General features: G+C 70.4%; 32 protein-coding genes, 1 tRNA gene and 2 pseudogenes. 18 read left to right on the top strand and 17 right to left on the bottom strand.

The annotated features are described in order from the left end of the window. Window positions 1–147: 147 nt before the first annotated feature. On the top strand, window positions 148–903 hold the full coding sequence (locus ACH4FH_RS02045) for a YoaK family protein (protein WP_398553772.1): 756 nt from the start codon (window positions 148–150) through the stop codon (window positions 901–903). Window positions 904–930: 27 nt separating this feature from the next. On the opposite strand, the gene ACH4FH_RS02040 is transcribed toward ACH4FH_RS02045, so the two are convergent. Together ACH4FH_RS02040 and ACH4FH_RS02035 are read right to left on the bottom strand one after the other, a co-directional pair. Next, window positions 931–1,491 carry a pyridoxamine 5'-phosphate oxidase family protein gene (locus ACH4FH_RS02040; RefSeq protein ID WP_398553771.1) on the bottom strand — a complete coding sequence of 187 codons (561 nt, stop codon included), beginning with the start codon at window positions 1,489–1,491 and terminating at the stop codon, window positions 931–933. Window positions 1,492–1,582: 91 nt separating this feature from the next. Further along, window positions 1,583–2,008: a pyridoxamine 5'-phosphate oxidase family protein gene (locus tag ACH4FH_RS02035; protein ID WP_398553770.1), complete on the bottom strand. Its 426-nt coding sequence runs from the start codon at window positions 2,006–2,008 to the stop codon at window positions 1,583–1,585. Between the two features lie 221 nt (window positions 2,009–2,229). On the opposite strand from ACH4FH_RS02035, the gene ACH4FH_RS02030 reads away from it, so the two are divergent. Further along, window positions 2,230–3,279, top strand: coding sequence for a questin oxidase family protein (locus tag ACH4FH_RS02030; protein WP_398553769.1), 1,050 nt, complete (start codon window positions 2,230–2,232; stop codon window positions 3,277–3,279). A gap of 42 nt (window positions 3,280–3,321) precedes the next feature. Here ACH4FH_RS02030 and ACH4FH_RS02025 read toward each other — a convergent pair whose 3' ends face one another. Beyond that, complete coding sequence (locus tag ACH4FH_RS02025) at window positions 3,322–4,089, bottom strand: dioxygenase (RefSeq protein WP_398553974.1); 768 nt, start codon at window positions 4,087–4,089, stop codon at window positions 3,322–3,324. A gap of 127 nt (window positions 4,090–4,216) precedes the next feature. Here ACH4FH_RS02025 and ACH4FH_RS02020 point away from each other — a divergent pair, with 127 nt between their 5' ends. Next, a complete protein-coding gene (locus ACH4FH_RS02020) occupies window positions 4,217–4,714 on the top strand; it encodes a MarR family winged helix-turn-helix transcriptional regulator (RefSeq protein WP_398553768.1) in 498 nt (165 codons plus the stop codon). Window positions 4,715–4,832: 118 nt separating this feature from the next. On the opposite strand, the gene ACH4FH_RS02015 is transcribed toward ACH4FH_RS02020, so the two are convergent. Both ACH4FH_RS02015 and ACH4FH_RS02010 read right to left on the bottom strand, forming a co-directional pair. Then, on the bottom strand, window positions 4,833–6,356 hold the full coding sequence (locus ACH4FH_RS02015) for an MFS transporter (protein ID WP_398553767.1): 1,524 nt from the start codon (window positions 6,354–6,356) through the stop codon (window positions 4,833–4,835). Between the two features lie 188 nt (window positions 6,357–6,544). Next, window positions 6,545–7,195: a TetR/AcrR family transcriptional regulator gene (locus tag ACH4FH_RS02010; protein ID WP_398553766.1), complete on the bottom strand. Its 651-nt coding sequence runs from the start codon at window positions 7,193–7,195 to the stop codon at window positions 6,545–6,547. 313 nt (window positions 7,196–7,508) lie between these two features. Between ACH4FH_RS02010 and ACH4FH_RS02005 the strand changes: the two genes are divergently transcribed. Beyond that, entirely contained in the window at window positions 7,509–8,402 is an 894-nt protein-coding gene (locus ACH4FH_RS02005) for a rhomboid-like protein (RefSeq protein ID WP_398553765.1), read from the top strand. A 72-nt stretch (window positions 8,403–8,474) separates the two neighbouring features. After that, window positions 8,475–9,722 carry a M6 family metalloprotease domain-containing protein gene (locus ACH4FH_RS02000; RefSeq protein ID WP_398553764.1) on the top strand — a complete coding sequence of 416 codons (1,248 nt, stop codon included), beginning with the start codon at window positions 8,475–8,477 and terminating at the stop codon, window positions 9,720–9,722. 9 nt (window positions 9,723–9,731) lie between these two features. Here the strand turns inward: ACH4FH_RS02000 and ACH4FH_RS01995 are convergent, their stop codons facing one another. Then, window positions 9,732–10,448, bottom strand: a complete 717-nt coding sequence (locus ACH4FH_RS01995) for a TetR family transcriptional regulator (RefSeq protein ID WP_398553763.1) — start codon at window positions 10,446–10,448, stop codon at window positions 9,732–9,734. Between the two features lie 86 nt (window positions 10,449–10,534). Between ACH4FH_RS01995 and ACH4FH_RS01990 the strand changes: the two genes are divergently transcribed. The 11 genes and pseudogenes from ACH4FH_RS01990 to ACH4FH_RS01940 form a co-directional block, all read left to right on the top strand. After that, on the top strand, window positions 10,535–10,714 hold the full coding sequence (locus ACH4FH_RS01990) for a hypothetical protein (protein WP_398553990.1): 180 nt from the start codon (window positions 10,535–10,537) through the stop codon (window positions 10,712–10,714). Beyond that, window positions 10,711–11,109 (top strand): hypothetical protein, encoded by a 399-nt coding sequence (locus ACH4FH_RS01985; protein ID WP_398553762.1) that lies wholly within the window; start codon window positions 10,711–10,713, stop codon window positions 11,107–11,109. Before ACH4FH_RS01990 ends, ACH4FH_RS01985 begins: the two co-directional genes overlap by 4 nt. Window positions 11,110–11,468: 359 nt before the next feature. After that, a pseudogene (locus ACH4FH_RS01980) lies at window positions 11,469–11,753 on the top strand (ArsR/SmtB family transcription factor); the annotation flags it as partial. 61 nt (window positions 11,754–11,814) lie between these two features. Then, on the top strand, window positions 11,815–12,030 hold the full coding sequence (locus ACH4FH_RS01975) for an MbtH family protein (protein WP_398553761.1): 216 nt from the start codon (window positions 11,815–11,817) through the stop codon (window positions 12,028–12,030). Window positions 12,031–12,157: 127 nt separating this feature from the next. Beyond that, window positions 12,158–12,826, top strand: coding sequence for a response regulator (locus ACH4FH_RS01970; RefSeq protein ID WP_398553760.1), 669 nt, complete (start codon window positions 12,158–12,160; stop codon window positions 12,824–12,826). Window positions 12,827–13,086: 260 nt separating this feature from the next. Continuing rightward, the gene (locus tag ACH4FH_RS01965; protein ID WP_398553759.1) at window positions 13,087–14,175 is read left to right on the top strand and encodes a sensor histidine kinase; all 1,089 of its coding nucleotides are present in this window, start codon (window positions 13,087–13,089) and stop codon (window positions 14,173–14,175) included. An 88-nt stretch (window positions 14,176–14,263) separates the two neighbouring features. Beyond that, window positions 14,264–14,662: a hypothetical protein gene (locus ACH4FH_RS01960; protein ID WP_398553758.1), complete on the top strand. Its 399-nt coding sequence runs from the start codon at window positions 14,264–14,266 to the stop codon at window positions 14,660–14,662. A gap of 2 nt (window positions 14,663–14,664) precedes the next feature. Continuing rightward, window positions 14,665–15,585, top strand: a complete 921-nt coding sequence (locus ACH4FH_RS01955; protein WP_398553757.1) for an ABC transporter ATP-binding protein — start codon at window positions 14,665–14,667, stop codon at window positions 15,583–15,585. 13 nt (window positions 15,586–15,598) lie between these two features. Then, window positions 15,599–17,197, top strand: coding sequence for an ABC transporter permease (locus ACH4FH_RS01950; RefSeq protein WP_398553756.1), 1,599 nt, complete (start codon window positions 15,599–15,601; stop codon window positions 17,195–17,197). 64 nt (window positions 17,198–17,261) lie between these two features. Next, a complete protein-coding gene (locus ACH4FH_RS01945; RefSeq protein WP_398553755.1) occupies window positions 17,262–17,771 on the top strand; it encodes a hypothetical protein in 510 nt (169 codons plus the stop codon). Between the two features lie 10 nt (window positions 17,772–17,781). Then, window positions 17,782–18,165, top strand: a pseudogene (locus ACH4FH_RS01940) (GDSL-type esterase/lipase family protein); the annotation flags it as partial. A gap of 151 nt (window positions 18,166–18,316) precedes the next feature. Here ACH4FH_RS01940 and ACH4FH_RS01935 read toward each other — a convergent pair. After that, entirely contained in the window at window positions 18,317–19,840 is a 1,524-nt protein-coding gene (locus ACH4FH_RS01935) for an MFS transporter (RefSeq protein WP_398553754.1), read from the bottom strand. A gap of 103 nt (window positions 19,841–19,943) precedes the next feature. On the opposite strand from ACH4FH_RS01935, the gene ACH4FH_RS01930 reads away from it, so the two are divergent. Continuing rightward, window positions 19,944–20,825 carry a helix-turn-helix transcriptional regulator gene (locus tag ACH4FH_RS01930; protein WP_398553753.1) on the top strand — a complete coding sequence of 294 codons (882 nt, stop codon included), beginning with the start codon at window positions 19,944–19,946 and terminating at the stop codon, window positions 20,823–20,825. A gap of 93 nt (window positions 20,826–20,918) precedes the next feature. Here ACH4FH_RS01930 and ACH4FH_RS01925 read toward each other — a convergent pair whose 3' ends face one another. Continuing rightward, on the bottom strand, window positions 20,919–21,080 hold the full coding sequence (locus ACH4FH_RS01925; RefSeq protein WP_398553752.1) for a hypothetical protein: 162 nt from the start codon (window positions 21,078–21,080) through the stop codon (window positions 20,919–20,921). Window positions 21,081–21,660: 580 nt separating this feature from the next. Here ACH4FH_RS01925 and ACH4FH_RS01920 point away from each other — a divergent pair. Further along, window positions 21,661–21,733: transfer RNA gene (locus ACH4FH_RS01920), tRNA-Arg, on the top strand. Window positions 21,734–21,823: 90 nt separating this feature from the next. Here ACH4FH_RS01920 and ACH4FH_RS01915 read toward each other — a convergent pair. The 9 genes from ACH4FH_RS01915 to ACH4FH_RS01875 form a co-directional block, all read right to left on the bottom strand. Further along, window positions 21,824–22,948, bottom strand: coding sequence for a tyrosine-type recombinase/integrase (locus ACH4FH_RS01915; protein ID WP_398553751.1), 1,125 nt, complete (start codon window positions 22,946–22,948; stop codon window positions 21,824–21,826). Continuing rightward, window positions 22,948–23,160, bottom strand: a complete 213-nt coding sequence (locus tag ACH4FH_RS01910; RefSeq protein ID WP_398553750.1) for an excisionase family DNA-binding protein — start codon at window positions 23,158–23,160, stop codon at window positions 22,948–22,950. The genes ACH4FH_RS01915 and ACH4FH_RS01910 overlap by 1 nt, the downstream gene beginning before the upstream one ends. A gap of 2 nt (window positions 23,161–23,162) precedes the next feature. Continuing rightward, window positions 23,163–24,644: a replication initiator gene (locus tag ACH4FH_RS01905; protein ID WP_398553749.1), complete on the bottom strand. Its 1,482-nt coding sequence runs from the start codon at window positions 24,642–24,644 to the stop codon at window positions 23,163–23,165. Next, window positions 24,641–24,832 carry a hypothetical protein gene (locus ACH4FH_RS01900; protein ID WP_398553748.1) on the bottom strand — a complete coding sequence of 64 codons (192 nt, stop codon included), beginning with the start codon at window positions 24,830–24,832 and terminating at the stop codon, window positions 24,641–24,643. The genes ACH4FH_RS01905 and ACH4FH_RS01900 overlap by 4 nt, the downstream gene beginning before the upstream one ends. Window positions 24,833–24,922: 90 nt before the next feature. Further along, a complete protein-coding gene (locus ACH4FH_RS01895; RefSeq protein WP_398553747.1) occupies window positions 24,923–25,162 on the bottom strand; it encodes a hypothetical protein in 240 nt (79 codons plus the stop codon). 14 nt (window positions 25,163–25,176) lie between these two features. Then, on the bottom strand, window positions 25,177–25,455 hold the full coding sequence (locus ACH4FH_RS01890; protein ID WP_398553746.1) for a hypothetical protein: 279 nt from the start codon (window positions 25,453–25,455) through the stop codon (window positions 25,177–25,179). Window positions 25,456–25,479: 24 nt separating this feature from the next. Then, window positions 25,480–25,635, bottom strand: coding sequence for a hypothetical protein (locus tag ACH4FH_RS01885; RefSeq protein ID WP_398553745.1), 156 nt, complete (start codon window positions 25,633–25,635; stop codon window positions 25,480–25,482). A 9-nt stretch (window positions 25,636–25,644) separates the two neighbouring features. After that, window positions 25,645–25,833, bottom strand: coding sequence for a mobile element transfer protein (locus ACH4FH_RS01880; RefSeq protein ID WP_398553744.1), 189 nt, complete (start codon window positions 25,831–25,833; stop codon window positions 25,645–25,647). A 15-nt stretch (window positions 25,834–25,848) separates the two neighbouring features. Continuing rightward, window positions 25,849–26,568, bottom strand: a complete 720-nt coding sequence (locus ACH4FH_RS01875; RefSeq protein ID WP_398553743.1) for a DUF2637 domain-containing protein — start codon at window positions 26,566–26,568, stop codon at window positions 25,849–25,851. Window positions 26,569–26,570: the final 2 nt, after the last annotated feature.

The raw sequence follows: 26,570 nt of genomic DNA, 5'->3' as shown, positions 1-26,570 counted from the left end.
CTTGTGCGCTACTCCTGCCGCGTGCGCGGCAGTCACGGAATCCACCGGCGGATAGCAGCCGCCGGTGGATAGCGTGTCATCAGGCTCTCGTCGGGTCGCGACGATACGGTGTGCCTCCCTGCGAAAGTAGCTGGTGGGAGACAGGCCGTGGCAGCGGTTCACAGCGATGACGGCCCTCCCGAGAGGGTCGATCCCCTGCGGACTCTCTTTCGCGGCTCCGACGGCCCCCTTCCCGCCCTCTTGTTGTTGCTGACGACGGTGACCGGGTTGGTGGATTCGGTCAGCTATCTCGTGCTGGGCAAAGTCTTCGTCGCCAACATGGCCGGCAATCTCATCTTCGTCGGATTCGGCCTGTCGGCAGTGGGGACAGCGGTGACCCCGTCCGCTGTCGCGATCGGGGCATTTCTCGTCGGCTGTGTCGCCGGTGGCAGGGCCGTTCAATCGTTGGCCCACCACCGGGGGTGGTTGTTGTGCGGAAGCGCAACAGTCGTGGTGGTACCGGTCGTTGTGGCAGTCGCCCTGCTGTGGGGAGTGGACGAGGGAGGGACAGTGCCGTCGGCCCGACGCTGGGCCGCGATCGCCGCCCTGGCGTGCGGGATGGGCTTTCAAGCGGCGCTCACCCGGCAGGTCAACTTGAAGGACATGAGAACGATCGTGGCCACGCTCACCTTCACCGCTGTCGCCGCCGACTCGAAACTGGCCGGTGGCAGGGGCCGGGGTGTGACCAGCGGGGTGGTGTCGGTACTGACAGTGGTATTCGGCGCGTTCTGCGGTGGCCTTCTCCTTCGGGTTGGCGATGTGCGCGCTCCGTTGCTCCTCGCCATCGCTTTGCTCTTGATCGCCGCGGCGATGGTCGCCGTACTTTCAAGGAAGGAAGCCGATTGGCAACGCCCCCACGAATAGGCGCTCCGGGCTGATCCGCAGTGCGTCTCACATCACCTCTGCCGGCGAGTCATCGCTCTTCCGCCGCACGGCGCGCAGCCCCCGGCCCGGCCGCCAGGTCTCCAGCACCATGTACGGATCGTCGATCGACGTACGCACCACCTCCGCCAGCTCCGCCCGGAACAGGTGGAACGGTTCCGGGGGCTGCACCGCGGCGGCGTAGCGCGCGACCGTCTCGGGGTCGGTCACCTCGACCGCCCGCCCCGACACCCGGACGTCACCACCCGCCATGTCCGTGCCCGGTCCGGGGTTGGCGTGCAGCGAGAAGCGGGGGTCGCGGCGCAGGTCGAGCGCCTTGCGTGAGCCCGGCATCATCCCGAGCCACAGTTCACCGAAGCGGAAGTCGGCCTCCAGGCCGGTCAGTCGCGGTGAGCCGTCCTTGCGAAGGGTGCCCAGGACGTGGTGCGTGAACGCCCCGAAGCGCTCCTGCACCTGTGCCGCGAAATCCGGTTCCGCCGACACGATCTCCGACCACGCCGCCCCGCCACGCCTGTCCCCCTCGCCGCCGCTCCCGCGCCCCTCGGGCCCGCCGGTCTTCTCACTCGTCATGGCTCCACCACTCGTCATGGCTCCACCCTGCCGCCCATACCTGACGCCTGCTGTCCGGTTTCCCGGCAGTTCCGCAGGCGCCCGGCCGGCTTCAGTGCGACGGCCCCAGATCCGCGGCGTTCCACCGCTCGGGCCGCAGGCGGATGGCGATCAGCTCCTCGCCACGGCTGAGCACGTCGCGCGCGTACCGCGGCACCTCGTCGGCCGGCAGGTAGCGGCTCGCCACCCTCTCGACCAGCTCGGGTGTGACGGCGACGAAGGCGGTGGGCCCCTCGACCGCGGCATAGCGGTAGGACGGCGACGTGCGCTGCACCGTCAGGGTGAAGCGACCGGCCTGCTCGATCAGCCGGGCCTTGCGGGACGCACGGCCGGTGAACAGCATGACGTCGCCATCCGGCCGGTAGGCGTACCAGACCGGCGCGGTCACGGGCCCACGCTCGCTGCCCGCCGCGACCGACAGCACGGCGACCAGCGGCTCGGCAAAGAACTGCGCACGTTCTTCCACAGTCAGCGACATCGCACACTCCTCGTGAGGTCTCGGCGTCCGGGGCCGCCCTCCCACGCTCACACAGGGCACCCGATACCGCCCGCCGCTCGCCCACCGGACCGGCACCGACCCCGTCGCGAGCAGGGCCGTGCCCGCGGGCGCCCGACCCCGCCGACCTACGACGCGTGCGACCTACGGCGTAGGGCCGCCGACCGTTCCGCCGCGACGGCCCGCCGTCCTAGCCTCGAATCATGGATACGACGAGCGGCACCCTCGACGAAGCCCTGGAGCGCCTGCACACCACCGGCCCCGAGTTCCGCGGCTTCCTGAGCAATCACGGTCCGATGGCCGTCGAGGCCCTGGTCCGGCACGGTCAGGCCGGCTCCGTCCACCGTTGGGTCGACCACTACGCCACCAAGCTGGAGAACGTCCCCAGCCCACAGTCCCCCCTGACCGACGCCAACTGGCAGCAGGCGATGGGGGATCCGCGCCGGGTCACCGACTGGACCCTCTACATGGCGCGCCAGGTCGAGGAACGTCCCTGGCGCGAGGTGCTGGCCGAGTGGTGGCCGCAGCTGCTGCCCGGCATCGCGGGCGCCGCGACGCATCCCGTCATCCGCGTCGGGCACGCCGTCCGCACACTGCTGGACGAGGGCGAGGAGGCGCCGCGGATCGCCGAGTTGGCGCATGCCCTCGGCTATTGGGCCGCGCGCCACACGCCGCTGCCGGTGACCGTGCGGCCGACCGGCACCGCCTCCCCCGCCGACGCGCTGGCCGCCCTCCCGCACGTCGCCGACCAGCGGGTCGGCGTCCTCAAGGGCCTGGCCCAGCTGCCCGGAACCGACGGCTGGCAGACCGCCGCGGAAGCCGTCGACGCCCCGCAGGAGCCGGACGCCGCCCGCGCGCAACTGGCCGCGCTGGTACGGGCCGCCACCCACCGCTATCTCGACTACGGACACGGTGACGAGGTGCTGCTCGTGCACGCCGCCACCGCCCCCAACGCCGTGCTGCGCACGCTTCCGGCGCTCCCCCGCGAGCTGTGGGCACCCTCGCTGGGCGCGGCCTGGGCGGCGAGTGCCGCGCTCACCGCCGTCTACACCCCTGACGAGCCGCTGCCGGCACTGCGGACCGGGGCGCTCGAACCCGAAGAGGTCTTCGCGCGGGCCGCCGCACACGGCGACGAGCACGCGATCAAGCTGACCGACACGGCGCTGGACGTCGCCTCCTGGACACCGGACGGCGACGACCGCGCCCTGGCGGCCGCCCTGCGCTCCCTGGAGTTGATCCGCCAGGACGTGTGAGACGGACGCGGCCGAGGGCACCGGCCCCCGGCCGAACCCGCCTCACCCGAACTGCACGGACCGCTTCGCCAGCCCCATCCAGAATCCGTCGACGACGCTGCGCCCGCTGTCCAGCTGTCCCTGGGCGTCGGCGGCTCCCAGCGTCACGAAGAGCGGCGCGAAGTGCTCGGTGCGCGGATGGGCCAGCTGCCCGGCGGGGGCCTTGTGGCGAAAGTCGAACAGCACGTCGAGGTCCTGGGCCGCCAGCGCCCGCCGCCCCCAGTCGTCGAACTCCGCCGACCAGGCGGGCGGGCCGTCCCCGCGGTGCCGCAGCGCCGCCAGGTTGTGGGTGAAGAAGCCGCTGCCGACGATCAGCACACCCTCCTCGCGCAGAGGGGCGAGCTTGCGGCCGATCTCGTACAGCCGGCGCGGGTCGAGGGTGGGCATCGAGATCTGGAGCACGGGGATGTCGGCGGCCGGGAACATCTCGACGAGCGGCACGTACGCGCCGTGGTCGAGCCCGCGGTCGGGGATGTCCTGCACGGGCGTACCGGCGGTGCGCAGCGTCCGCCGGATGCGGTCGGCGAGCCGGGGAGCGCCCGGGGCGGCGTACCGCACCGTGTAGTAGTGCTCGGGAAAGCCCCAGAAGTCGTACACCAGCGGCACCGTCTCGGTGGCACCGAGCGCGAGCGGGGCCTCCTCCCAGTGGGCGGAGACGATGAGCACGGCCTTGGGCCGGGGCAGGTCCGCGGCCCAGGCGGCGAGCTGTCCTGGCCACAACGGGTCGTCGGCGAGCGGCGGTGCGCCGTGGCTGAGGTAGAGGGCCGGCATCACGGACATGGCAGCTCCACATCGTCACACGTGCGAGACAGTTGCTTGAAAGTTCAAGCTAACTCCACCATAGCTCACCTTTTGTTAAAACTTCAATAACTGGGGGAACGGTGAGAGAATGGGTGCTATGAGCAACGAACCCGCAGCCGAGCCCCGCTGGCTCAGCGACGAGGAGCAGTACGCCTGGCAGTCCTACCTCCACGCCACCACGCTCCTGGAGGACCACCTCGACCGCCAGCTGCAACGCGACGCCGGGATGCCGCACGTCTACTACGGCCTGCTCGTCCAGCTCTCCCGCGCCCCGCGGCGCCGCATGCGGATGACCGAGCTGGCCCAGAACGCCAAGATCACCCGCTCCCGGCTCTCCCACGCCGTCGCCCGCCTGGAGAAGAACGGCTGGGTGCGCCGCGAGGACTGCCCGTCGGACAAGCGGGGCCAGAACGCCCACCTCACGGACGAGGGACTGCGGGTTCTGAAGAAGACCGCACCGGGCCATGTCGCCGCCGTCCGGGCCGCCATGTTCGACCGCCTCTCCCCCGAGCAGATCGGCCAACTCGCCGAGATCTGCCGGGTGATGGCCGCGGGACTGCAGCCGAAAGGCGCCGACCTCCCCTGGCTCCGCTGACACCTCCGACGCATCGGAGGCACCAGGGGAGCGGGGAGGCCGACGCCTGCCGCGTTCGAGGTCTTCAACGTGCCGGGCGGCACGGGAGCGCTTACCGCGCCGCCGCCCCGCCGCCGCCTCAGTGCGCCATGACCGGCATCCGCACCTCGTCGCCCTCGGCCGCGGACTCGCCGTCACCCGAGGAACCGACCGCAGAACTGCCGCCCTGGTGGCCGGTGTTGATGAACGTGAAGGCGATGACCGCCGCCAGGACGAGGATGCCGACCGCCCACCAGATGGCGGTGGCGTAGCCGTGCACCATCGACTGGAGCTTGAGCAGATCCAGGGAGCGCGCACCAGCGGCGTGCGACGTGGCGTACGCCGTGGTGGCACTCGCCGCGATGGTGTTCAGCAGGGCCGTACCGATCGCACCGCCCACCTGCTGCGAGGTGTTGACCATCGCGGACGCGACACCGGCGTCACGCGGCTGGACGCCGTGCGTGGCCAGTGACATGGCCGGCATGAACGCCGTACCCATGCCGAGGCCCAGCAGCAGGAAGCCGGGCAGGATCAGCGCCGGGTAGGACGTGTCCAGGTCGATCCGGGTCAGCACCAGCATGCCGAGCGCGGCGGTCAGGAAGCCGGGCGCCATCAGCAGCCGAGGCCGGACGCGGGTCATCAGCCGGGCGCCGATCTGCGTCGAGCCGACGATCATGCCCACGATCATCGGGAGGAAGGCCAGGCCGGTGACGACCGGGGTGTAGCCCTTCACGATCTGCAGGTAGTAGGTCAGGAACAGGAACAGACCGAACATGCCGATGATGGCCAGGCCCAGCGACGCGTAGACACCGGCGCGGTTGCGCTCGGCGACCACCCGCAGCGGCAGCAGCGGCGCCTTCACCTTGGACTCGACGAGCACGAAGGTCAGCAGCAGCACGGCGGCCGCGACGAACAGGCCCAGGGTCGGGACGGCCAGCCAGCCGTCGGACTCGGCGCGGGTGAACCCGTACACCAGCGAGACCAGGCCGAGCGTGGCCAGGATGACGCCGGGGACGTCCAGCCGGGAGGGGTTACGGCTCTCCGAGGGCTCGCGGATGACCAGGACCGCGCCGGTCGCGGCGACCACGGCGAACGGGATGTTGACGAAGAAGGTCCAGCGCCAGTTCATGTACTCGGTCAGCACGCCACCGAGGATCAGGCCCACGGCGCCGCCACCACCGGCGATCGCGCCGAAGATCCCGAACGCCTTGGCTCGCTCCCTGGCCTCGGTGAAGGTCACCGCCAGCAGGGACAGCGCGGCCGGCGCCAGCAGCGCCCCGAAGACGCCCTGCAGCGCACGCGCGCCCAGCAGCATTCCCTGGTTGGCCGCGGCGCCACCTATCGCCGAGGCGAGGGCGAACCCGACCAGGCCGATGATGAAGGTGCGCTTGCGCCCCCACAGGTCGGCGATGCGTCCGCCGAAGAGCAGCAGACCGCCGAAGGCGAGGGCGTAGGCGGTGATGACCCACTGCCGGTTGGCGTCGGTGATGCCGAGGTCGGCCTGGGCGGAGGGCAGCGCGATGTTCACGATGGTCGCGTCGAGGACGACCATCAGCTGCGCGAGGGCGATGAATATGAGCGCTTTCCAGCGCCGGGGATCGACGTACGGGGCTGTTTCAGGCATGGCGAAGTCCACCTATTGGTGCGGTGAGCGAATAACGGGACGTGGGCGACGGAGAGACGGAACGGTCGGATCTGGTGAGGTCGGGTTCGACCGCAGGAGCGAACGGCCGGCGAGCGGGACGGCTGGACGGCCGAAGGCCCGCGAGGAGCTACCTGTTGAACATGCGGCCGGAAAAGCTGGGGTTCAGCTCACGGCCGGTGCCTGAGGTCTTCCAGGGTGGCCGCGGCGCCGGGAAGTTCGGAGCGCGCGGGCGCCAGCAGGCCGTCCAGGAACAGCTGCAGATGCCGGTGCACGAACTTGTCGAAGTCGATACAGCCACTGCCCGGCAGCGGGCGGGTGAGCTGGGTGAGCGCGACCATCAGGTCACCGACGGCGATGTCGGTGCGCAGTTGGCCGCTGTCGCGCGCGGCGCGCATGACGGCCTCGATGGCCGTCTCCAGGCGTCCCCGGGCCGCGCGGAGTTCGGGATGGTCAAGATCCACGCCGTCGGAGAGCAGCGGGCACAGCGCCCCGATGCGCTCCTCCACCGCGGCGTGGACGAAGCGCCTCAGCGCTTGAAAGGCATCGGGCTCCTCGGCAAGGGCGGTCTCCGCGCAGTCCGCGGTGCGGGACATGACGGAGAGCGTGACGTAATGGATCAGCTCCAGGCGATCCGGGAAGTGACGGTAGAGCGTCGCGTTGCCGACGCCGGCCCGTCGAGCGATGTCATCGAGCGAGACCTCGGCCCCGAACTCGACCATCGTCTGGCGGGCGGCCGCGATGATCCGCTCCCGGTTGCGCAGGGCATCTGCCCGCAGACGCGGCTGCGGGGGCTTCGTGCGACTGTCGGCGGCGGTCACGGCGGCACACTCCTCTCACTTCTCGGACGTCCTGGGCCTTACGGCGGACCGGGCGGTCCGGGACGGTCGGCCGCGGCCGGCGGGATGGCCGTCCACGACGCCGGGACGAACCGGGGACCTGCTCCCCGTTTCATGCCAACGTCTCGTTAAACGGGGAGACCCTCCCCGGATATTTCGCGAGGATATGTGACCTGCGCCACATTCAATGCCCCCATGCGGCACATCCGCCACACCGGGCGCGCACAGCGACTCTCACCCACCGAGCGGCACCCCCTCACGCCACTCCCGCACCGACGTTGCTAATTTATCCCTTATGCGCCGAAGGCCCCGGCTCGCCGCCCCTCGCACCGCCTGGACCGCCCTCAGGACCGCCATCCGAGCCCGCACCCGGACCTCCGACCGACCCCCGGCTCCGGCCTCCGGCCGACCTCAGGCTCCGACCTCCACCCGCCCCGCCGCCCGGCCCCTCTCCGGAGCCGCCGACCCGCCACCCTCCTGGCCCTCCGCCGCGGCCTCCGCCCTGCTGTCCGGCACCGTGGCATACGTCCGCCGGGCCCCCGGCACCCACGCCTGGCTCGCGATCCTGCTCGCGACCTCGGCGGTGATACATCAGCAGGCCCCGGACTTCCTCGAAGGCTTTCTGCAGCACCGCTCGACCAACATCCACAACCTGCTGCTCTCACCCGGCCGGGTGCTGCTCACCAGCGCCCTCTGGCTCGACGGCGGCGGCTGGCCCCGCTACCTCGTCCTCTACCAGGTCTTCCACGTCCCCGCCGAGCGCTGGCTCGGCACCAAGCTCTGGCTGGCCGTCCTCGGCACCGCCCACATCGGCGCGACCTACCTCAGCGAGGGCGTACTGGCACTCGCCATCGACGCCGGCGCGGCCCCGCGCTCAGCCGTCAACACCCTGGACGTCGGGGTCAGTTACGCCCTCGCAGGGATCATCGCAGTCCTCACCTACCGACTCCCCCGCCCCTGGAGCCACCTCTACGCCGCCGGCATCCTCGCCCTTTACGCCGCTCCGCTGGCCACCGGCCACCCCTCCTTCACCGACATCGGCCACTTCGCGTCCGTACTGATCGGACTCGCCTGCTACCCCCTCGTCCGCCGCCGGCCCGACACCTGGAGCGCGGCCACCCCACCGGCCCCCCACCCCTCGGCATCGCCACCGGCCCCCTCTCCCCCTGCACCCCCGCCGCCCCTGTGACCTCCGGCCTCATGACTCCAGATGACGTAACCCGGCGCGCGAGCGGTCACCCAGCGACACAGGGTGATCACTATGAAGCAGAAGATATCCGCGGTCTTGGCCGCCGGCGCGGCCACTGCGGCCGCCGCCATAGCGCTGGGCTCGCCACCCACCGCCGCGGCCAACCCCCCGGAGGCCGGTAGGCAGCCGACCGGACCGTGCGCACTGCGCGGCATCGAGAACAACGTCGCCGAAGCCGCCGCCACCCCCACCGGCTACGCACGCTCGCGCGGCACCGTGAAGGCCCTCACCCTCTTCATCGACTTCCCCGACGCCCGCGCCGAGATCACACCCGCCGCCCGCTTCGCCGAGTTCTTCCCGGCCGCGACCGACTACTTCCGCGCCAGCTCCTACGGGAAGCTCGACTACCGGCCCGAGCCGCTGCTGAAGTGGATCCGGATGGCACGCCCCCTCGCGGCCTACGGCATCGCCCGCGGCGGCACCTTCGACCCCGCGTCCGACACCGGCTATCACGCCCTGTCCCGGGAGGTGGTCCGCGCCGTCGACCCTGCCGTCGACTTCCGCGACTACGACGTCATCAACGTCCTCGCGGCACCCAACGCGGGCCCGCCCGCGACCCGTACCGTCCTGTCGGTCACCTTCAGCGGCGGCGACATGGGCCTGCGAACCGCCGACGGCGTGCCGTTCCGGAACGCGTCCTTCATCTGGAGCCGGCAGACCGGTGACAGCGCCTTCCGCGTCCTCAACCACGAGAACGCGCACTCCTTCGGGCTCCCCGACCTCTACTACACCGACCGCCGCAGCTCCACGCCCGCGGTCGGCCACTGGGACCCGATGGACGAGGACTGGGGCCCGACCAACGACTTCCTCGGTTGGCACAAGTGGAAGCTCGGCTGGCTCTCCGCCGGTCAGGTGCGCTGCGCCCCACGCCACGGCACGCCCACCGAGCACCTCCTCACACCGACCCCGGCCCGCGGTGGCACGAAGATCGTCGTCATACCGACCTCCCCGCGCACCGCCCTCGTCGTCGAGGCGCGCACCCGCGGCCCCCTCGATCCGGCGGTCTGCCGGCCCGGCGTCCTCGTCTACCGCGTCGCCACCCACGTCACCTCCGGCCACGGCCCCTTGCGCGTCGTGGACGCCACACCGCGCAGCGGCGGCTGCTTCGCCAAGGACAAGTACGTCAACGCCGAGCTGACCGACGCCACTTTCCGCCCCGGCGCCACCTACCACGACCGCAAGAGCGGCGCCGGCGTCTCCGTCCTCACCGAAAACCCCGACGGCACCTACCGCATACGCGTCACCCCGGCGCGCACATAGGCCGGTAGGTCACTCCCGCCAGTGACGACGGCCGATGCTGATCAACCGCAGCTGTTGCCGCGCGACCCGCACGACGCGCTCGCGCTGCCTCTCGACCGTGGCGGGCGCACCGTCGCCGCCCGAACCGGCGTCCGCACCGCCCCCCTCGGGCCCCTCGGCCGCCTCGGCGGCGGCGGCGAGCGCCGCGGTGTCCTCGGCGTCGAGCAGCTCCGCGGCGGTCGTCACCAGCCGGTCCACATACAGCTCCGCCAGCATCCGGACGTCGTCGTCGGTCCACCCTTCCGACACCGGCTGCGTCTTGAGCGCGGCCGCCACCTCGGTCGCGAACCGCTCCAGTTCGGCCGCGATGGCCAGCCGGACCGCCCGCACCCCGCCATGCCGCTCGCGCGCCACGAACCGCACATGGGCGGGGTGTTCACGCACATGCCGCTCCACCACCGCGACCGTACGGTCTATCCGCTCCTCGGCCGCCGCCTGCTCGGCGAGGATCGCGCGCACCATGACATGGAGACTGCCCAACGCCTCCTCGACCAGGGCCACCCCCAGCTCACCGAGGTCCCGGAAGTGCCGGTAGAACGCGGTCGGGGCGATGCCCACCATGCGCGTGACCTCCCGCAACCCCAGGCTGCTCAGGCTCTGTTCCTCCAACAGGCCGAGCGCCGCGTCGAGCAACGCCTGGCGGGTTTTCTGCTTCTGGGCCTGCCGGACCCCAAGGGTGTGACTCATGTCATCCAGTAAACAACCGTTCTCCGACCACATCCACCCCTGGGTGCCCGTAGACTCGATAACTGAGTGAACAACTGTCCTCTGAGTTGGAAAGGCAGATCATGCTCTTCCTCGTCGCAGCCCTGCTCCTACTGGGGGTACTGCTGGGCACCGCGGCACACCTCCCGGTCCCCGTAGCCCTCGCCGCGGCCGCCGCCATCGCCGGCTGGCTGCTGATCTTCGCCATCCGCGAACACCGCCACAAGGCTGGAGGGACCACCCGATGAACACCCTCACCAAGCCCCACACCGAGCGCGCCCGAGCGGCCGGAACCACGGGCACCCACGAGCCGGCAACCACCCCGGCCACGAAGGACCCGGAACAGGCCCCCGCGACGGAAGCCGCGCACGACCAGGCCACAAGGCCGGCCGCCGCACAGCCGTCCCGCTCGCGCGCCGACGGCATGGCCGTGGCCTCCTTCATCTTCGGCCTGCTCGGCACCCTGGTGGGCAACGTCGTCCTGGGCCCCTGCGCCCTGATCTTCGGCGGCCTCGCCCTGGCCCACCACACCAACCGCCGCGGCCGCGCCTTCCTGGGCATGGCCCTCGGCGTCATCGACCTGGCGATCCTCCTCACCCTCGTCACCACGGACGGCACCGTCAGCTGGCACATCGGCGGCTGACACACCGCCCACCCCCCGCCCTTCGGGCAGGCTCGTGACACGTGAGCGAGTCGTACCCCAGCGGCCGAGCAGCCGACAGACACTCGGCCGCTCGGCCATGCTGCATGTGCCCGACGTGGTCTCGCCCGGCGAGGAGCGGCGCGGCGCCAGGCTGCTGGCCGACCTGTGTCGGGTGGCCGTGCTGCCGCACTGGAGCTTGATCCGCAGTCACCTCGACGGAGCCCGCGAGGGCTGGGGCCGGGTGGCCATCTCCCACGGCGTCGAGCGGCTGATGGCTCCGTACACCCCAAGGTCCGCCGGCGGGCGCCGGTTCTCGAGATGCGCCACGGGCCCAACTTGTCGGCCACACCAGGGCGGCCGCCCTCGAAGCGCTCGCCGAAGGCTGCTCCACCGGTGAACTCGCCGACCGGCTGGGGATCTCACCGGCGGGAGCCGGCAAGCATGCCGCCGTGCTGCGAAGATCCGGGTTGGTGGCCACATCCCGCAACCGCAACACCGCGCTGCACGCGCTCACCCCTCTTTGCACCGCCCTGCTCCGCAGCAGCGAACTCTTCATCTCACCGCCCCCCGGGGCGGTAGCGCGCGTACCGGCGCAACGTAGGGGGCCCTCACGGCTCAACGGCACCGACCGAGCGGCGGTTTGACCGCCCCCGCGGACGGCCGCCGCCACCACTTCCGGCACCCCTGACAGGGGAGGACACAACAGTGGGCACAAACCCCTTCGACGACCCCGACGGCACCTATCCGGTGCTGGTCAACGAGGAAGACGGGCATTCGCTCTGGCCCGCCTTCGCCGAGGTGCCCCAGGGCTGGACGGTGGCCCTGGCGGAAACCGACCGCCAAGTGGCGCTCGACTTCATCACCGAGCACTGGACCGACATGCGGCCGCGTAGCCTGGTCCGGGCGATGGAGGGGGCTTAGAAACCGGCCTTGGGCCGGGCTTGTTCGCCGGCGGTTTCTCCGGGTCAGGCGGAGCCTTCTCAAAGTTCACAGCCGGTCCCGGAGAAGAAGCCTCACCCACCCCCGCCATACGGCAGAATTCCTGCCCGTGACTATTCGCTTACTGATCGCCGACGACCAGGAAATGGTCCGCCGCGGATTACGCCGCATCGTGGAGAGCCAGCCCGACATGGAAGTGGTCGGCGAGGCGGCGAACGGCGTGGACGCGGTGGAGATGGGGCGCACGCTCACCCCGGATGTGGCCCTGGTGGACATCCGGATGCCGCGGATGGACGGCCTGGAGGTGACCCGACTGCTGGCCGGCCCCACCGCGGTCGATCCGGTCCGCGTCGTCGTCGTGACGACCTTCGACCTCGACGAGTACGTCTATCCCGCGCTGCGCTTCGGCGCCTCGGGGTTCCTGCTCAAGCGCTCGGGGCCGACGCTGCTGATCGAGGCGGTCCGGGCGGCGATGGCCGGTGACAGCCTGATCAGCCCGTCGATCACCGTACGGCTGCTGCAGCACGTCACCGGCCCCACGGAAGGCCGCCGCCCCCGGCGCCGTGACTCGGTGCTGACCGGGCGGGAGGTGGAGATCGCCGGCAAGGTCGCCGAGGGCAAGACCAATTCGGATATCGCCCGCGAGTTGTTCATCTCCGCCGGCACGGTCAAAACCCATGTCGCGAGCATTCAGCGAAAGTTGCAGGTCCGCAATCGAGTCGGGGTCGCGGTGCGGGCATGGGAACTCGGGTATGCCACCGGGCAGACCCCGGGCTGAAATCCCCGTGGATGACATCGGGCGGATGGCCAACCGGCGGAAACCCCCGATACCACTCCACAGAAATCTGCCGTCCGGCAGATGCGGAAGATTCGGCGCTGTGCTTTCCCCCGCGCAACCCGAGTTATTTGCGTAGCCTCGCCCTCATGGATTGCGACGTTCCTCCCCGGCGAAAGCGCCGCCGGTGGTGCGGGGTTGCCGCGGCAATGATGCTCGCCCCCGCCGTCATAGCGCCGCCGAGTGCAAGCCTGCTGGCGGTCATGGCCGCACTGACGCTCGCTGCATCGATTCTCGCCTGGCCGACCGGCCGGATCTCCCTGGCCCAGGCGGCGGGCGGGGTCGCGGTGCTCTCCCTCGCCGCGGACATCGGCTACTTCGGGCAGCCCGGCCTGGTGATTCTCTGGTACCCGTTCGAGACGGTCGCACTGCTCGTTCTCCTGGAGCGGGTGGTACGCCATGTGCCCAGCCGCCAGGTGGGCATCGTCGGCCCGCTGACCGGCGCCGCCGCGATCCTGCTGCCGCTGCGCTTCACGCTGCACGCCCCCGACACCGGGCTCAAGGAATCGGTCTTCGCGGCCTCGCTCGCCCTGGTCCCGGCCGCCTGCGCCATGGGCGTCGGGCTCTATCTGCGGTCGCTGGACAACCGCCGCGCGCATGCCGTGGCGCTGGCGCGGCGCGAACAGCGCCTCGAAGTCGCCCGCGATCTCCATGACTTCGTCGCCCACGAGGTGACCGGCATCGTGCTGGAGGCCCAGGCCGCACAGCTCAGTGAGGACACCGCGCCCGAGGAACACCGCGCCCTTCTGCAACGCATCGAGAAGGCCGGGCTACGGGCGCTGGACTCCATGGACCAGACCGTGACGGCGCTGCGCGAGGCGGAGGGCCGCAAGTGGGGCGAGCCGCCGCCCACCCGGCTCTACGGCCTGGCCGATCTGCACGAACTCGTCGGCCGCTTCTCCTCGATGGCCGTCGCCGAGGTGGCGTTGTCCCTGGAGGAGGAGGTGGCCGGCACCCTCTCGCGGGAAGCCGAGGACACCGCGTACCGCGTGGTGCTGGAATCGCTGACCAACATCCGCCGGCATGCACCCCGGGCCGGCCGTGTCCAGGTGTTCGCCGGCCGGACCGCCGACCGGGCCGTGGAGGTCTCGGTCGCCGACCACGCCGGCCCCGAGGCGCCCGCGGAGACCCTCCCCCGGTCTCTTGCGGGGCAGGGGGGACGCTCACACGGCGGTACCGGCCTTGTGGGCCTCACCGAACGGGTCAGCGCCCTGGGCGGCACGCTGGAGGCAGGCCCGTCCGAGCACGGGTGGCGGGTCAGGTGCCTGCTGCCGGCGCCCGCGATCCGCTGACCGGATATCTGCCGTTCGGCAGATGTGCCGGCCACCCGGGCCCGGAATCCTCTGAGGAGTGCACCACCCCGTAACTCTGGAGGAACCGATGTTCTCAGGCACCATCTCGAAGCGGCCCGCCACTCTCGTCGTCGCGGTGGCGGCCGTCGCCGCCACCCTCGGCCTCAGCGGCTGCTCCGTGGACGCCTCGGCGGCCAAGCCCGAGTCGAAGTCGTTCGCGTACGCCGGCAAGTCCCTGAAGCTGACGACGCACGAGGTCGCCACCAAGGTGGTCGCCGCCGACCGCCAGGACATCAAGGTCACCCGCTGGTTCGACTCGGCCGCGGGATCCGAGCACCTGAAGTGGACGCTCAAGGGCGACACCCTCGACATCGACGCGGGCTGCAGCGGCATCGCCATCTGCGACGCCAAGTTCAAGGTCGAGGTCCCCAAGGGCATCGCCGTGACCAAGGACGGCAAGAAGACCGACCTGAGCGGAAAGAGCTGACCGTGCTCGACCTCTTGAACCTCACCAAGGTCTACAAGGGCGGCAAGCATGCCGTGGACGACCTGACGCTGCGTCTGGAGCCCGGAATGCTCGGCCTGCTGGGCCCCAACGGCGCCGGCAAGTCGTCCCTGATGCGGATCGCCTCCACGGTCACCCGCCCCACCGGAGGAAAGGTCCTCTTCCACGGCGAGGACGCGGTCGCCAAGCCCAACGCACTGCGCCGGGCCCTTGGTTACCTCCCCCAGGACTTCGGCGTCTACCCGAACCTGACCTCCCGCGAATTCCTCCGGTACCTGGCGGCCGCCAAGGGCGTCTCGGCAAAGACCGCCAAGGCACGTATCGATGAACTCCTGGAGCTCGTCAATCTCACCGAAGCGGTCAAGCGCCCCCTGGGCAAGTACTCCGGCGGCATGCTGCGCCGGGTCGGCATCGCCCAGGTGCTGCTCGCCGACCCCCAGGTGATCATCGTGGACGAGCCGACCGCGGGGCTGGACCCGGAGGAGCGTGTCAGGTTCCGCAATCTGCTCAGCGATCTGGCAGCTGACAAGGTCGTAATGCTCTCCACCCACATCGTCTCCGACGTCGAATCGGTGGCCTCCGACATCGCGGTGATGGCCGGCGGCCGGCTGCAGCGCCGGGGTACCCCCGAGGAACTGTTGCGCTCGGTGGACGGCCAGGTGTGGGAGGTGCTGGTCGACCCCGCCTCCGTACCGGCGGTGCAGGCGCAATTCACCGTCAGCCGCCTGGTCCGTACGACCGAGGGCGTCCGCATCCGGCTGCTGTCGCGGAATCTGCCGTACGAGGGCGCCGTGCAGCTGACCCCCGACCTGGAAGATGCCTACCTCGCCATCATCCGCGGAGCGGCCGGCGGCCCGGCCGGCCGGGGCTTCGGCGAACGGCCGCTCCAGGCCCGGGCGGTGTGAGGAAATGATGCGCATGCTCACCGGCCTCGCGGCAGCCGATTTCCGCGACCGGGTACGCCGCCCGGCCTATTTCGTCATCCTGGCCTCTGCCGTCGCCCTCGGATACGTGGCGGTGCCCGACTCGGACGCCAAATGGATGATCATGCAGATCGGTGATCACCGCGGCGTCTACAACAGCGCCTATGTCGGCATGGTGACGGCCCTGGCCAGCGGTCTGTGGATCACCCTCGGCGGCTTCTACATCGTCCGCAACTCCATCGAACGCGACCGCAGTACCCGCGTCGGCCAGCTGCTCGCCGCGACCCCGCTGCGCACCTCCGCCTACATGGTCGGCAAGTTCCTCAGCAACCTCATGCTGCTGTCCTCCATGCTCGTGGTGCTCGCGGTCACCGCCCTGGTCATGCAACTGGCCCGCGGCGAGTCGCACGACATCGACCTGATCGCGCTCTGGCAGCCGTTCGTCCTCATCGCGCTCCCCCTCGTCGCGCTGACCGCCGCCCTCGCCCTGCTCTTCGAATCGCTGCCACTGCTGCGCTCCGGCCTCGGCAACATCCTGTGGTTCTGCATCTGGATGGTCGTCTCCACGGCCGGACAGGGCCCCGGGCTGCCCCTCGACGGCATCGGCGTCAACAGCGTCGTGCGGTCGATGTACGCCGACATGGTCGCCCAGCACATCGAGGTCGACGGGTCGTTCAGCCTCGGCCTGACCTACCTCGACAAGCCCCTCGGACTGTTCACCTGGGACGGCTTCACGCCCACCGCCGGTTATGTCCTCGGCCGGGTGACGCTGCTGCTGATCGCCGTCGCCATCTGCATGCTCCCCGCCCTGTGGTTCGGCCGGTTCGACCCCGCACGGGCCCGCCAGTCCAAGGCGCGCGCCCCCGAGCAGGGCCCGGCTGACGGCCTCGTCCAGCCGGTCTTCATCGACGAGGTCGGCCCCTACTCCGGCCCGTCCCGGCCCACCGTCGCCACGGTGCTGCGCACCCGCCCGGAGCCTGGCTCGGTGACCCTGCGCCTCTGGGCCGGCGAGGTCCGCATCCTGCTGCAGGGTGTGCGCTGGTGGTGGTGGACAGGCGCCGCGTTCCTCATGATCTGCGCGCTTGCCTCCCCGGAGATCCATGGCATCGTCCGCGTCATGCTGCCCCTGGCCTGGATCTGGCCGATGCTGATCTGGTCGCGGCTGGGCACCCAGCGCCACGAGTACCACGTCGACGGCATGCTGAGTGCCTACCCCTCGGTGCGCCGCCGGATCCTCGCCGAATGGGCTGCGGGCCTGACCATCACCGTCGTGGCCGGTATCGGCCCCCTCATCCGGCTGGTGGCCGCCGCGGACTGGCTCGGCCTGGCCGGCTGGGTGGGCGGCGCCCTGTTCATCCCGTCCCTGGCCCTCACCCTGGGCACGCTCAGCCGGACCCACCGTCTCTTCCAGGCGGTCTACCTGCCGCTGTGGTACAGCGTCGCCAACGGACTGCCCATCTTCGACTTCATGGGCGCGCTGCGCGACAGCAGCGAGCTGGCCACCGCACAGCCGTCGGTGACCATCGCGGTCTCCGCGGCCCTGATGTCCGTCGTCTTCATGACCGGCGTACTCCGCCGCTTCGGCCGCGACTGACCGACCGATCGCCGGCGCCACCGTCGCCAGGTCCGACGGCGAGGCCAAGGCGCGCCCCGGCACCGTGCGCGCCCTCACCTTCCACAACGCGCCAACCCTCAAGATCCCCGCCGGCCGTGACGCCCTCAGCGACGCATTGGCCATGCCGACCGCCAACCTGGAAAAACTCACCGTCACCCTGCACTTCACCACCCCCACCGGCCCGGCCACCATGCACCGCTTCACCACGGCCACGTCCTACCGCGCCCCCGGCGACCGGCTCCGCAGCGCCACCGCCGACGACTTCAACCGCCGTACCTCGCACGCCTGGTACTACCTGACGGCCGTCGATGTGACCGAAGAGCCCCCGTCCTCCGACGGCTCCGTCATGGTCTTCGGCGACTCCCTCATGGACGGCGTCGGTACCAGCCCCGACACCGACAACCGCTTCTCCGACAAACTCGCCGAACGCCTCATCGCCGCCGGCCGCCCCCAGGGCATGGCAAACGCCGGCCTGGCGGGCGACCCCCTGCTGCACGACTCCCCCTGCTTCGGCGAGAAGGGCGCCGCCCGCCTCGCCAAGGAGCTGCGCTGACCGTGCCGCCCTGCGCACCGTCTTCATCCACCTCGGCGCCAATGACCTCGCCCAGGCCCAGCCCGACGACCCCTGCACGAAGAACCGTCCCCCGGTGACCGCCCGGCAACTCATCGACGGCCATCGAGCCCTCGTACGCGAAGCCCACGCCCACGGCATCAAAGCGATCGGGGTGACGATCCTGCCGATCACGAGCGCCGTCTTCCCGTTCACCACCCCCGCCGGCGACAAGATCCGCCGGGAGCTCAATCACTGGATTCGCACCAGCCCCACCTATGACGCCGTCCTCGACGCCGACCGCGTCCTGACCGACCCCGCCCACCCCACCAGGCCCCGCCCCGGCTACATCTCCCAGGACGGCCTCCACCCCAGCGACGCCGGCTACCTGGCCATGGCCTCCGCCGTCGACCTGACTGCCCTCCGACCCTGCTCCCCCACCCCACAGACTGCACCGACCAGGCGTCCCCCGTCCCTGGTCGGGGCGCTCGTCCGACAGCGCCCGCTCGGAACGAGCCACAGCGCCGTCCACATTCACCCCGGCACCCTCACGACGTGCACGCCACCCGGTCGTTCGTGGGCTCGCCGTGGATGCCGGCGCCCGGCTCGTCGGATGCCGCCCTGGGGAGCCAGCGCAGGGCGACGGTTCCGAGTGCGGCGTGCAGCAGGATGGCCACCACCACGACGACATGCAGGCCGGTGACGAAGGCGGTCTTGGCGTCCTGGGCCACTGCCGGTACGAGAGCCGGGAGTTGGAGGGTCTCATCGAGGGTGGGGGCGAGGTCCGGGCCCTGGAGGCGGAAGAGCAGCGCGGCGAGCGAGCCGAGGATCGCGATGCCGAGGGCGTTGCCGATCTCGTTGCTGGTCTCGGCGATCGCGCCGGCCGACCCCGCTCGCTCCGCGGGGACCGCCCCGACCGCGGTGTCCGCGACGACGCTGAAGGAGATGCCGTACCCCAGGCCGGCGATCGCAGTCGACGCGACGTACCAACCGATCCCGCCGCTGATCGTGGTGGGAAGCAGCAGCAACAGGCCCACGGCGATGGAGAAGTGGCAGGTGATGAGCGCGGCCCTCTTGCCGATGCGGTCGACGACGGCCGGCGTGACGATGCAGGCGATCGTGAGAACCGCCGCGCCGGGGAGCGCCAGAAGTGCCGAGTGCAGGACGCTCAGGTTCAGTACGGATTGGAGGTAGATGCCTGCCAGGTAAGCCGTCGCCGACCACGCGGCCAGGGGCAGCAGGCCCGTGATGATCGCGATCGTGAAGACGCGGTCGCGGAAGAGGGAGAAGTCGATCAGCGGGTGTTCGAGGTGCCGTTGACGCCGAGCGAAGAACGTCAGCACTGCGATGCCGAGGAGCATCGTCGCGATCGGCAGGACCGACATCCCGTCCGCGGCCAGGTGCTTGATTCCGTAGATCGTGAGCAGCATGCCTCCGGCGGAGGTCGCGACGCTGAGCCGGTCGATGCGGCCTGTCCCGGTCGCCCGGACCTCGCGGAGAAGGACCGGCGCGAACAGCAGGAACACGACGATGACGGGGAGGTTGACGAGGAAGACCGAGCCCCACCAGAACTGCCCGAGGAGGGTGCCGCCGACGATCGGGCCGATGGCGAACCCGGCTGCGAAGGCGGCGGCGAAGATTCCGATGGCCTGCGCCCGGCGCCGGGCGTCGGGGAACAGTTCGCTCAGCACGGCCAGCGCCGAGGGCAGCAGGGTCGCGCCGGCCACCCCCATGAGCGCCCGGCACGCGATGAGGAGTTCCGGGTTGGGCGCGAACGCCGCCCCGGCGGACCCCAGTCCGAACACTGTCGCGCCGATCATCAGGAGCTTCAGCCGGCCGTAGCGGTCACCGATGCTGCCGAAGGCGACCAGCAGGGAGCCGACGGCGAAGCCGTAGATGTCCAGGATCCACAACGCCTGGTCGGCGGTCGGCGAGAGGGCCTGGCTGATCCTCGGCATCGCCAGGAAGAGGATCGACCCGTCCATGGAGACGAGGAGGACCGGGCCGAGGATCACCGCGAGCCCGAGCCATGCTCGCAGGCCGGGTGCGTTGTGCGCACGCTGTTGAGTCATGTTGTCGACGGTCCGGCACAGCGCGGTCGACAACCATCCCTGTGCCGTGGGTACACCCGACAGGTACACCCACGGGTCCGGCCGGCATCCTAGGCTCGGGTTCATGGAGAGCCTGGGAACGTTCCTCAAGCGACGCCGTGACCGGGTCACCCCGGCCGAGATCGGTCTGCGTACCTACGGCACCTCTCGCCGAGTCCCCGGCCTCAGGCGTGAAGAGCTCGCCCAGCTCGCCGGAGTGAGTGCGGGGTACTACACGCGCCTGGAGCAAGGGCAGGCCGACACCGCTTCCGAACAGGTGCTCGACGCGCTCGCCCGGGTGCTTCGGCTCGATCAGGTGGAGACCGTCCACCTGCACAATCTGGCCCGGCAATCCGTGCAGCCCGGCCTGTGCGAACCGCCCCGCGAGAAGCCTCACCCACGCGTCCTCACACTCCTGGAGTCACTCGGTGAGGCCACACCCGCAGTGGTTCTCGGCAGGCGTGGAGACGTACTCGCATGGAACCGCACCGGACACGCACTCGTCGCCGAGCACATCCCCTACGAGGCGACACAGAACCCGGAGCGGCGTCCGTCGGTCCCACGGATGTTCTTCCTCGATCCCCACACCCGCGACATGTACCGCAACTGGCCCGAGCTCGCCCGCGTCCACGTCGCCTACCTGCGACTCACCGCGGGTCGGTACCCCACCGACGCCCGGCTAGCGGGACTGATCGGCGAACTCACCATGCACAGCGACGACTTCGCCACGATGTGGGCCACCGGCGACGTCTCCGACTGCACCGTCGGGGCCATGCACCTGCAGCACCCCACCGTCGGTGCAGTGAACGTGGACTACCAGGTGTGGCTCCAACCCGACAGCCCCGACCATCGAGTCGAGATCTACACCCCCAATGACTCGACCTCCGCGGACGCGTTGCGCGTCCTGAACCAGCAGAGCGGCCGGGCCGACGAGCCGGAGTCGACCGCACCGGCCGGACAACACTGAATCCACGTGCGGGCGCTCCCGTACGACGCCCGCGAAGGGTTTGGCGTCGTACGGGAGGAGCGCGGCAGGTACGGCAGAAGCGCACCGACGCACTCAGGACACCGCGTGCTCCTGTCTGCGCGGGAGCTCGGTCGTCACGCTCCGCTCCTCGCGCGGCAGCCAGCGCACCGCGAGGAAGCCGAGCGCGAAGGTGAGCGCGGCGGCGACACCGATCGCCGCGTGCAGTCCGGTGACGAAGGCGTCCTTGGCCTGCACGGCGGCCCCGCCGGAAAGGCCCGGGGTGGCGAGGGTCGTGTCGAGGGTGCCCGCTGTGCCGGGGCCGAGGAACCGGAATAGTTATCCACACAGAACATATCCGGATCGACGAAACGGAAGACGACCGGCAAATCGACCCGTCAACGGGGCGGCAGCGCTTCAATCGGACCGAGCACCTGCGACAGGTCCCCCCTGACGCCCACGCCGGCCGCCGCCTGAAAGCCTTCCGCCAGGGCAGTGAGTCCCAGCACTCACGCTTCGACCAGAGCTACCCACACAAGCGAGTCCTGGCCTACGGCGCGAACGCCGCACTGCTCACTTACATCGGCTAGGCCTGGCTCAGCAACTCCGTCACCCGCCCCATGATCGACTCCACCCCCGCAGCATGACGATCCTGCCCCTGCCGTCCACGCCGGGGAGGGCCAGGCGCCATAGAGCCGAATGCGGATCAAGCACCACCCGCTACACTGTCCGGGGTGGCCCAGGCCTCGCAGCCAGGCCACCGCAGTCTGTCCGCAAGGCGGCTGGATCATCGTGTCCACCTCGACCGATTTTCCGACACGCTTTCCGACAGATCCCCGCCTCCGTAGCTCAGGGGATAGAGCACCGCTCTCCTAAAGCGGGTGTCGCAGGTTCGAATCCTGCCGGGGGCACAGCAAGAAGGGCCAGCTCAGAGGCAACAACCTCTCGAACTGGCCCTTTGTCTTACACCCGGCCGTGCCACTCATGTGCCACAACGCCCGCTACGAGTCCCCATCACTCCGTGTCTTACGGATCATCGCGCCCAACCGGTCGGCGATCTCACGGTCCCTGCCGTTGACCATGTGCTGATAGATCAGCGCGGCTCGCGGCGTGCTGTGCCCCATCCGAGTCATCAGCTCACGGAGACTCGATCCGGCAGCGGCGAGGGTGTTGCCGGTGTGCCTCAGGTCGTGAAAGTGCACGTTCGCGGTGATGCCCGCCTTGGTACGGGCCTTGATCCAGTCATCTCGGAAGTTGCTCCGCCGAAGCTTCCCACCCTGGGGACCGACGAAGACGTGCCCATCCCGGCCGGGACCGGCGAAGTGCTCCAGGTGCTCACGTACGTCCGGCAGGAGTTCGGTCGGAAAGGCCACCGGGCGAATGCCCGCCTTGGACTTCGGCGCCTTGTCGAAGAGCGCTCCGGTCTGCATCTCTGCCTGCGAGCGTCGGACCATGAGCACGCTGTTCTCCGGGTCGATGTCCCGACGGCGCAGCGAGGCCAACTCGCCGAATCGCAGCGTGGTGAACGCGGCGAGCAGCACGAGCAGCCGATATCGCGGTGTCATCGCATCCGCTGCCGCGAAAACCTCAGCGACGGTGAGCACCGGACGCTCCGGCACGTCGTAACTATCGGCCCCCTTGATCCGGCACGGATTGCGGCGGATCAGCTCATCGTCCACAGCGGTGTGCATGACCGCGCGAAGGACCTGATAGGCCTTGACCACGGTCGGCTCCCCCACGTCTTCGAGCAGAGCAGAGCGCCAGGCCCGCACGTGACTCGTCGTGATCGAAGCCAGCGGACGACCACCGAGGGTCGGCAAGATGTGCAGCCGGATCACGGACTCGTTCCGCTCCCGCGTACGGTCGGCCAGCTTGCGGTCCCGCAGCCAGGCGGCCACATAGTCCGCAAGCAGCACCTTGCCGGCATCGGGGTCTGACCACTGCCCACGCGAGATGTCCGCCTCAATGTGGGACAGCGCGACCTCAGCGTCCTTCTTGGTCGGGTAGGTCTGTTCAGCACTGCGCAGTTGACCAGTCGCGGGATCCCGGTAGCGCGCCTGCCAGCGACCAGAGGCGAGCTGTCGAACGGCCCCGAAACGACGACGCTTCCCCTTGGCATTGGGCATCAGGCAGCCCTCCGCAGAACGGCACGGCGGGCAGTGATCGGCTGAACCGTGTGCTCGTTGATGTAGCCCTCCAATGCGCTCTCAGGGATGCGGACGTGGCGGCCGACCCTGACGAAGGTGATCCTCCGTTCCTCGATGAGGCGTCGGGGGAAACGCACGGTAGTGCCGAGTGAATCCGCCACTTGCTGCACGGTCAGCAGTCGATCGGCCATCGTCACCGCTCCCCTTCGTCGTTGAGTTCGGCGCGCACCTCTCGGGCCATGTCGCGGTTGTGCTGGATGTCGCGGTGAATGTTGGCAGCGAGCCAGGATTCGCCGGGGGTGTGTCCGTGGCCGGCGTAGCTCCAGTGGGCCAGGGTGAGCGTGGCGGCTTCGGGGTGGTCGTCGGGGTCGGGGAGGCCGAGGGCGACGCGTTGTTGTTGGGCGCGGTAGTCGGCGCGGACCTGGCGGAGGGCGCCAAGGGTGGTGGAGTAGCGGCGGGATTTGGTGGAGAAGTGGCCGCGGAAGCCGAGCATGTGTGCCCAGGCGGCGAGCTTGCGCTCGGGGTAGGCCGGCGCGAGGTCGAAGCAGGCTTCCATGAGGCGGCGGGGGTGATCGGGGATCAGGGTGGTGAGGTCTGTGCTCGTGCGGGTGCCGTTGCAGCGGCTGCAGTGGCTCAGCGGAGAGCCGGGGCGGGTGTAGCGGGAGGAGCGGCCGGTTCCCCCGCAGGCGCGGCAGTGGACCGGGGTGTCGGTGCCTCCGGTGACCTCGGCGGCCTTGGTGGCGTACTTGGCGACGTAGGAGGCCACGGCCTGCTCGGTGAGGTCTTCTCCATTGCCGAAGGCGCCGATGGGCTGGACGTCGAGCTGCTTGCCCCAGCGCAGCACCCACCCGGGGTGGCCGTGTTCTGCGTTGGCGGGGACGGTGATTTCGACGCGAGCAGCGGCGGCCCGGATGGCGTCGGTGAGCAGGTCGTGGGTGGCCCAGGACGGGGGCGGGGTGTGGGGGCCGTCGGGTCCGTCCAAGCGGATGACGGCGTGGAAGTGGACGGCGCCGCGCTTTTGGTATTCGGCGACCTTGCCGAAGGAGATGCGGGACTGTTCGCGGGCGGCTTTCTGGGTGAGGCCGGCGCGGGCGGCGATCTCGCGGCGCAGGTAGATCGTGAAGTAGCGCCACAGGTCGGAGGCGTGGTTGTTCCACAGGACGGCGCCGGCGTAGTCGTAGGTGTTGGGGTTGAGGGCGGTGCCCAACTCGGGTGCGTCGTCGGGGTGGTGGGTGCCGCAGCGGCAGGGCCGTTTCTCGGGGCGGTTGTGGACGGGGCCCAAGCTGGGGGCAGTGAGGGTGGCGAAGACGCGGGGGTGGTCGCGGACGGTGTGTGGGGTGCCCTTGTTGGGGTCGCCGGTGAGGCCGGCGCGGATGAGGTGGTAGGTGTCGCCGGCGTAGGTCCAGGCGCAGGAGGGGCAGCGCGAGGCGCGGCGGTTTCCGCAGGCGACGCGGAGGCGACCGCCCGGCTCGGCATCGGTGGTGTAGGCGTGCAGGACCTCGCCAGTGGCCGGGTCAAGGGTCTTGGTGGCACCGGTGAGGTGGATGGGGTCGGAGCAGCCGCCGGTGCGGCGGATCTGGTCCTGGATGCGGTCGAAGCCCGGGGACCCGGCCACCCTGAGCACGTCGCGCAGGGTGGTCGGGTCCAGGCCCGCCAGGGTGGCGGCGTCACTCACGCGGCCACCTCACGGGCGGCGGCGCGGCTGCGAACGGGAACGGTGCCCGTGCCGTGGCAGGTGCGGCAGGAGACGTTGACGGTCTCGCGGGTGCCGTCGGCGAGGAGCTGGCCGGTGGTGATGGCGACGGCCGGGAAGTCGTCGCAGTCGGGGCAGCTGCGGGTACGGGTGGCGTTTTCGGGCATCATGAGCAGTCCCTTTCGGGTCGATGAGGTCTGAAGGGGTGCAGGCGCCCGGGGCGGCGGAAGTTTGGCGACCGAGGCCGCCCCGGGGGCCCTTTAGCGGCGGGGGTTGCGGCGCTTGGAGTGGGCAGGCGGGATCTCGTCGTAGGCGTCGGCGCCCTTCCAGAACGCGGCTCGTTCCTCGTCGGTGCTGCCGTTGCCGCCGATCTGGCGGGTGAGGCGGTTGGCGGTCTTGCGGTCGCCGTGGCGCTTGGCGATGGCGTACTCGCGGCCGAGTTCGGTCATGGCCGGGTCACTGGGGCTGGAGTCGTCGTTCTTGCGGCTGAACAGGCCCATGGCGGGACTTCCTTTCAGTGCTTGTGGTGCTTGCGGGCGAGCTTGAGCGTGATGCTGGCGCCGCCGATGGTCGGCATTGCTGCTGCAGCTGCCGGTGCGGCGATCTGGAACGCGTGGGCGAGCACGATGAGGACGACCGACGCGCCGAGGGCGATCGCGATCGTGAGCGCAATCGGGCCCGCGTAGGAGCGGGGCGGGGCCTGGACGATGACGACGTTGCGCGGATCGACACCGGGCGGGATCAGATGTGCCGGGCGGTGGTTGGCGCGGAGCTGGGCGTCGGGGTAGCGCACGGGTCGTCTCCCTTCGGTGCCGGGCTACTTGAGGGCCGTGCCGATGGCGGGGCCGAGGAAGCTGCTGGCGAGGAGGTATCCGCCGAGCAGCAGTACGGTGATGAGCCACCAGGGCGGGCGGACGAGCTTGACGCCGAGGATGCCGACGACGATCAGGGCGAGCCAGAGCGGGACGTCCATGGGTGCCTCCTAGGCGTTGCAGCGGTGGGTGCGGGCGGCGAGTTCAGCGGCGGAGCGGTTGTCGTACTCAGCGGAGAAGTCGCAGCGGGGCGCGGTGCAGGCAGCGGCATGCTTGTCGCGCCCGCGGCCGTCGCGGAAGCTGGCGACCTTCACCGGGCCGAACTGCCGGACGTCGCGGAATTGCCGGTAGGCGGTCATGGCTGTCCTTTCTGATCAGGTGAGTTGGAGCTCGGTGACGATGGCGTCGGCCATCGGAGCGGGCAGTCCCAGGCGGGCGCGGAGCGCGTCCGATGCCATCGGGGCTCCGGTCGTGACGTGGTGCGTGTCGGCGATCTTGCGGGCGTGATCCAGCAAGGCCGGCGGAACCGCAAGCGCCGACGTAGCAGGCCGAGGCGAAGAAACGACAGGCTCCGGCGCCGGCTCCTCCACGGCTTCGGGCACCTCCTCAGAGACCGGCGCGGGCAGTTCTGCCTGCTGCGGATCCGGGGCACGCTCGACCGTGACCGGCTCCGAGGCCGGGGCCGTCTCGCTGGTTGTGTCGGCTTGCACGGGCTGAGCGGGGGCGTGGGCGAGGAGCGTTCCGCCGAGGAAGGCCAGAGCGGGCCATCCGGCGACGAGGATGCGCAGCCATGCCGGCACGTGGTGAAGGTCGAGGAGTCCGGCGGTGGCGACGTTCGCGCCGAGGGAGGCAGCCAGTGCGATCACGAACCAGGTCCAGGCGGCGCGGGCCGCATGGTGGTCGGCTCGCAGGGTGCGCAGGCGGCGCCAGGCGGCGACGAACAGCAAGTCCACCGAGACCGGGTAGGCCCAGGCTTTCCAGCCGTCCTGGCCAGCCGCAGAGGCAAGGTCGTGCAGGTGGGAGAAGGACAGGGCGCCAGCGATCACAGCCTGGATCAGCACCGCGTCCAGGCGGGGGCGCAGGTTGCGGAACATGG

The sequence above is a fragment of the Streptomyces sp. NPDC017993 genome, from assembly GCF_044328065.1.
GTDB lineage: Bacteria > Actinomycetota > Actinomycetes > Streptomycetales > Streptomycetaceae > Streptomyces.
This window is presented reverse-complemented; position numbering and strand designations above follow the sequence as displayed.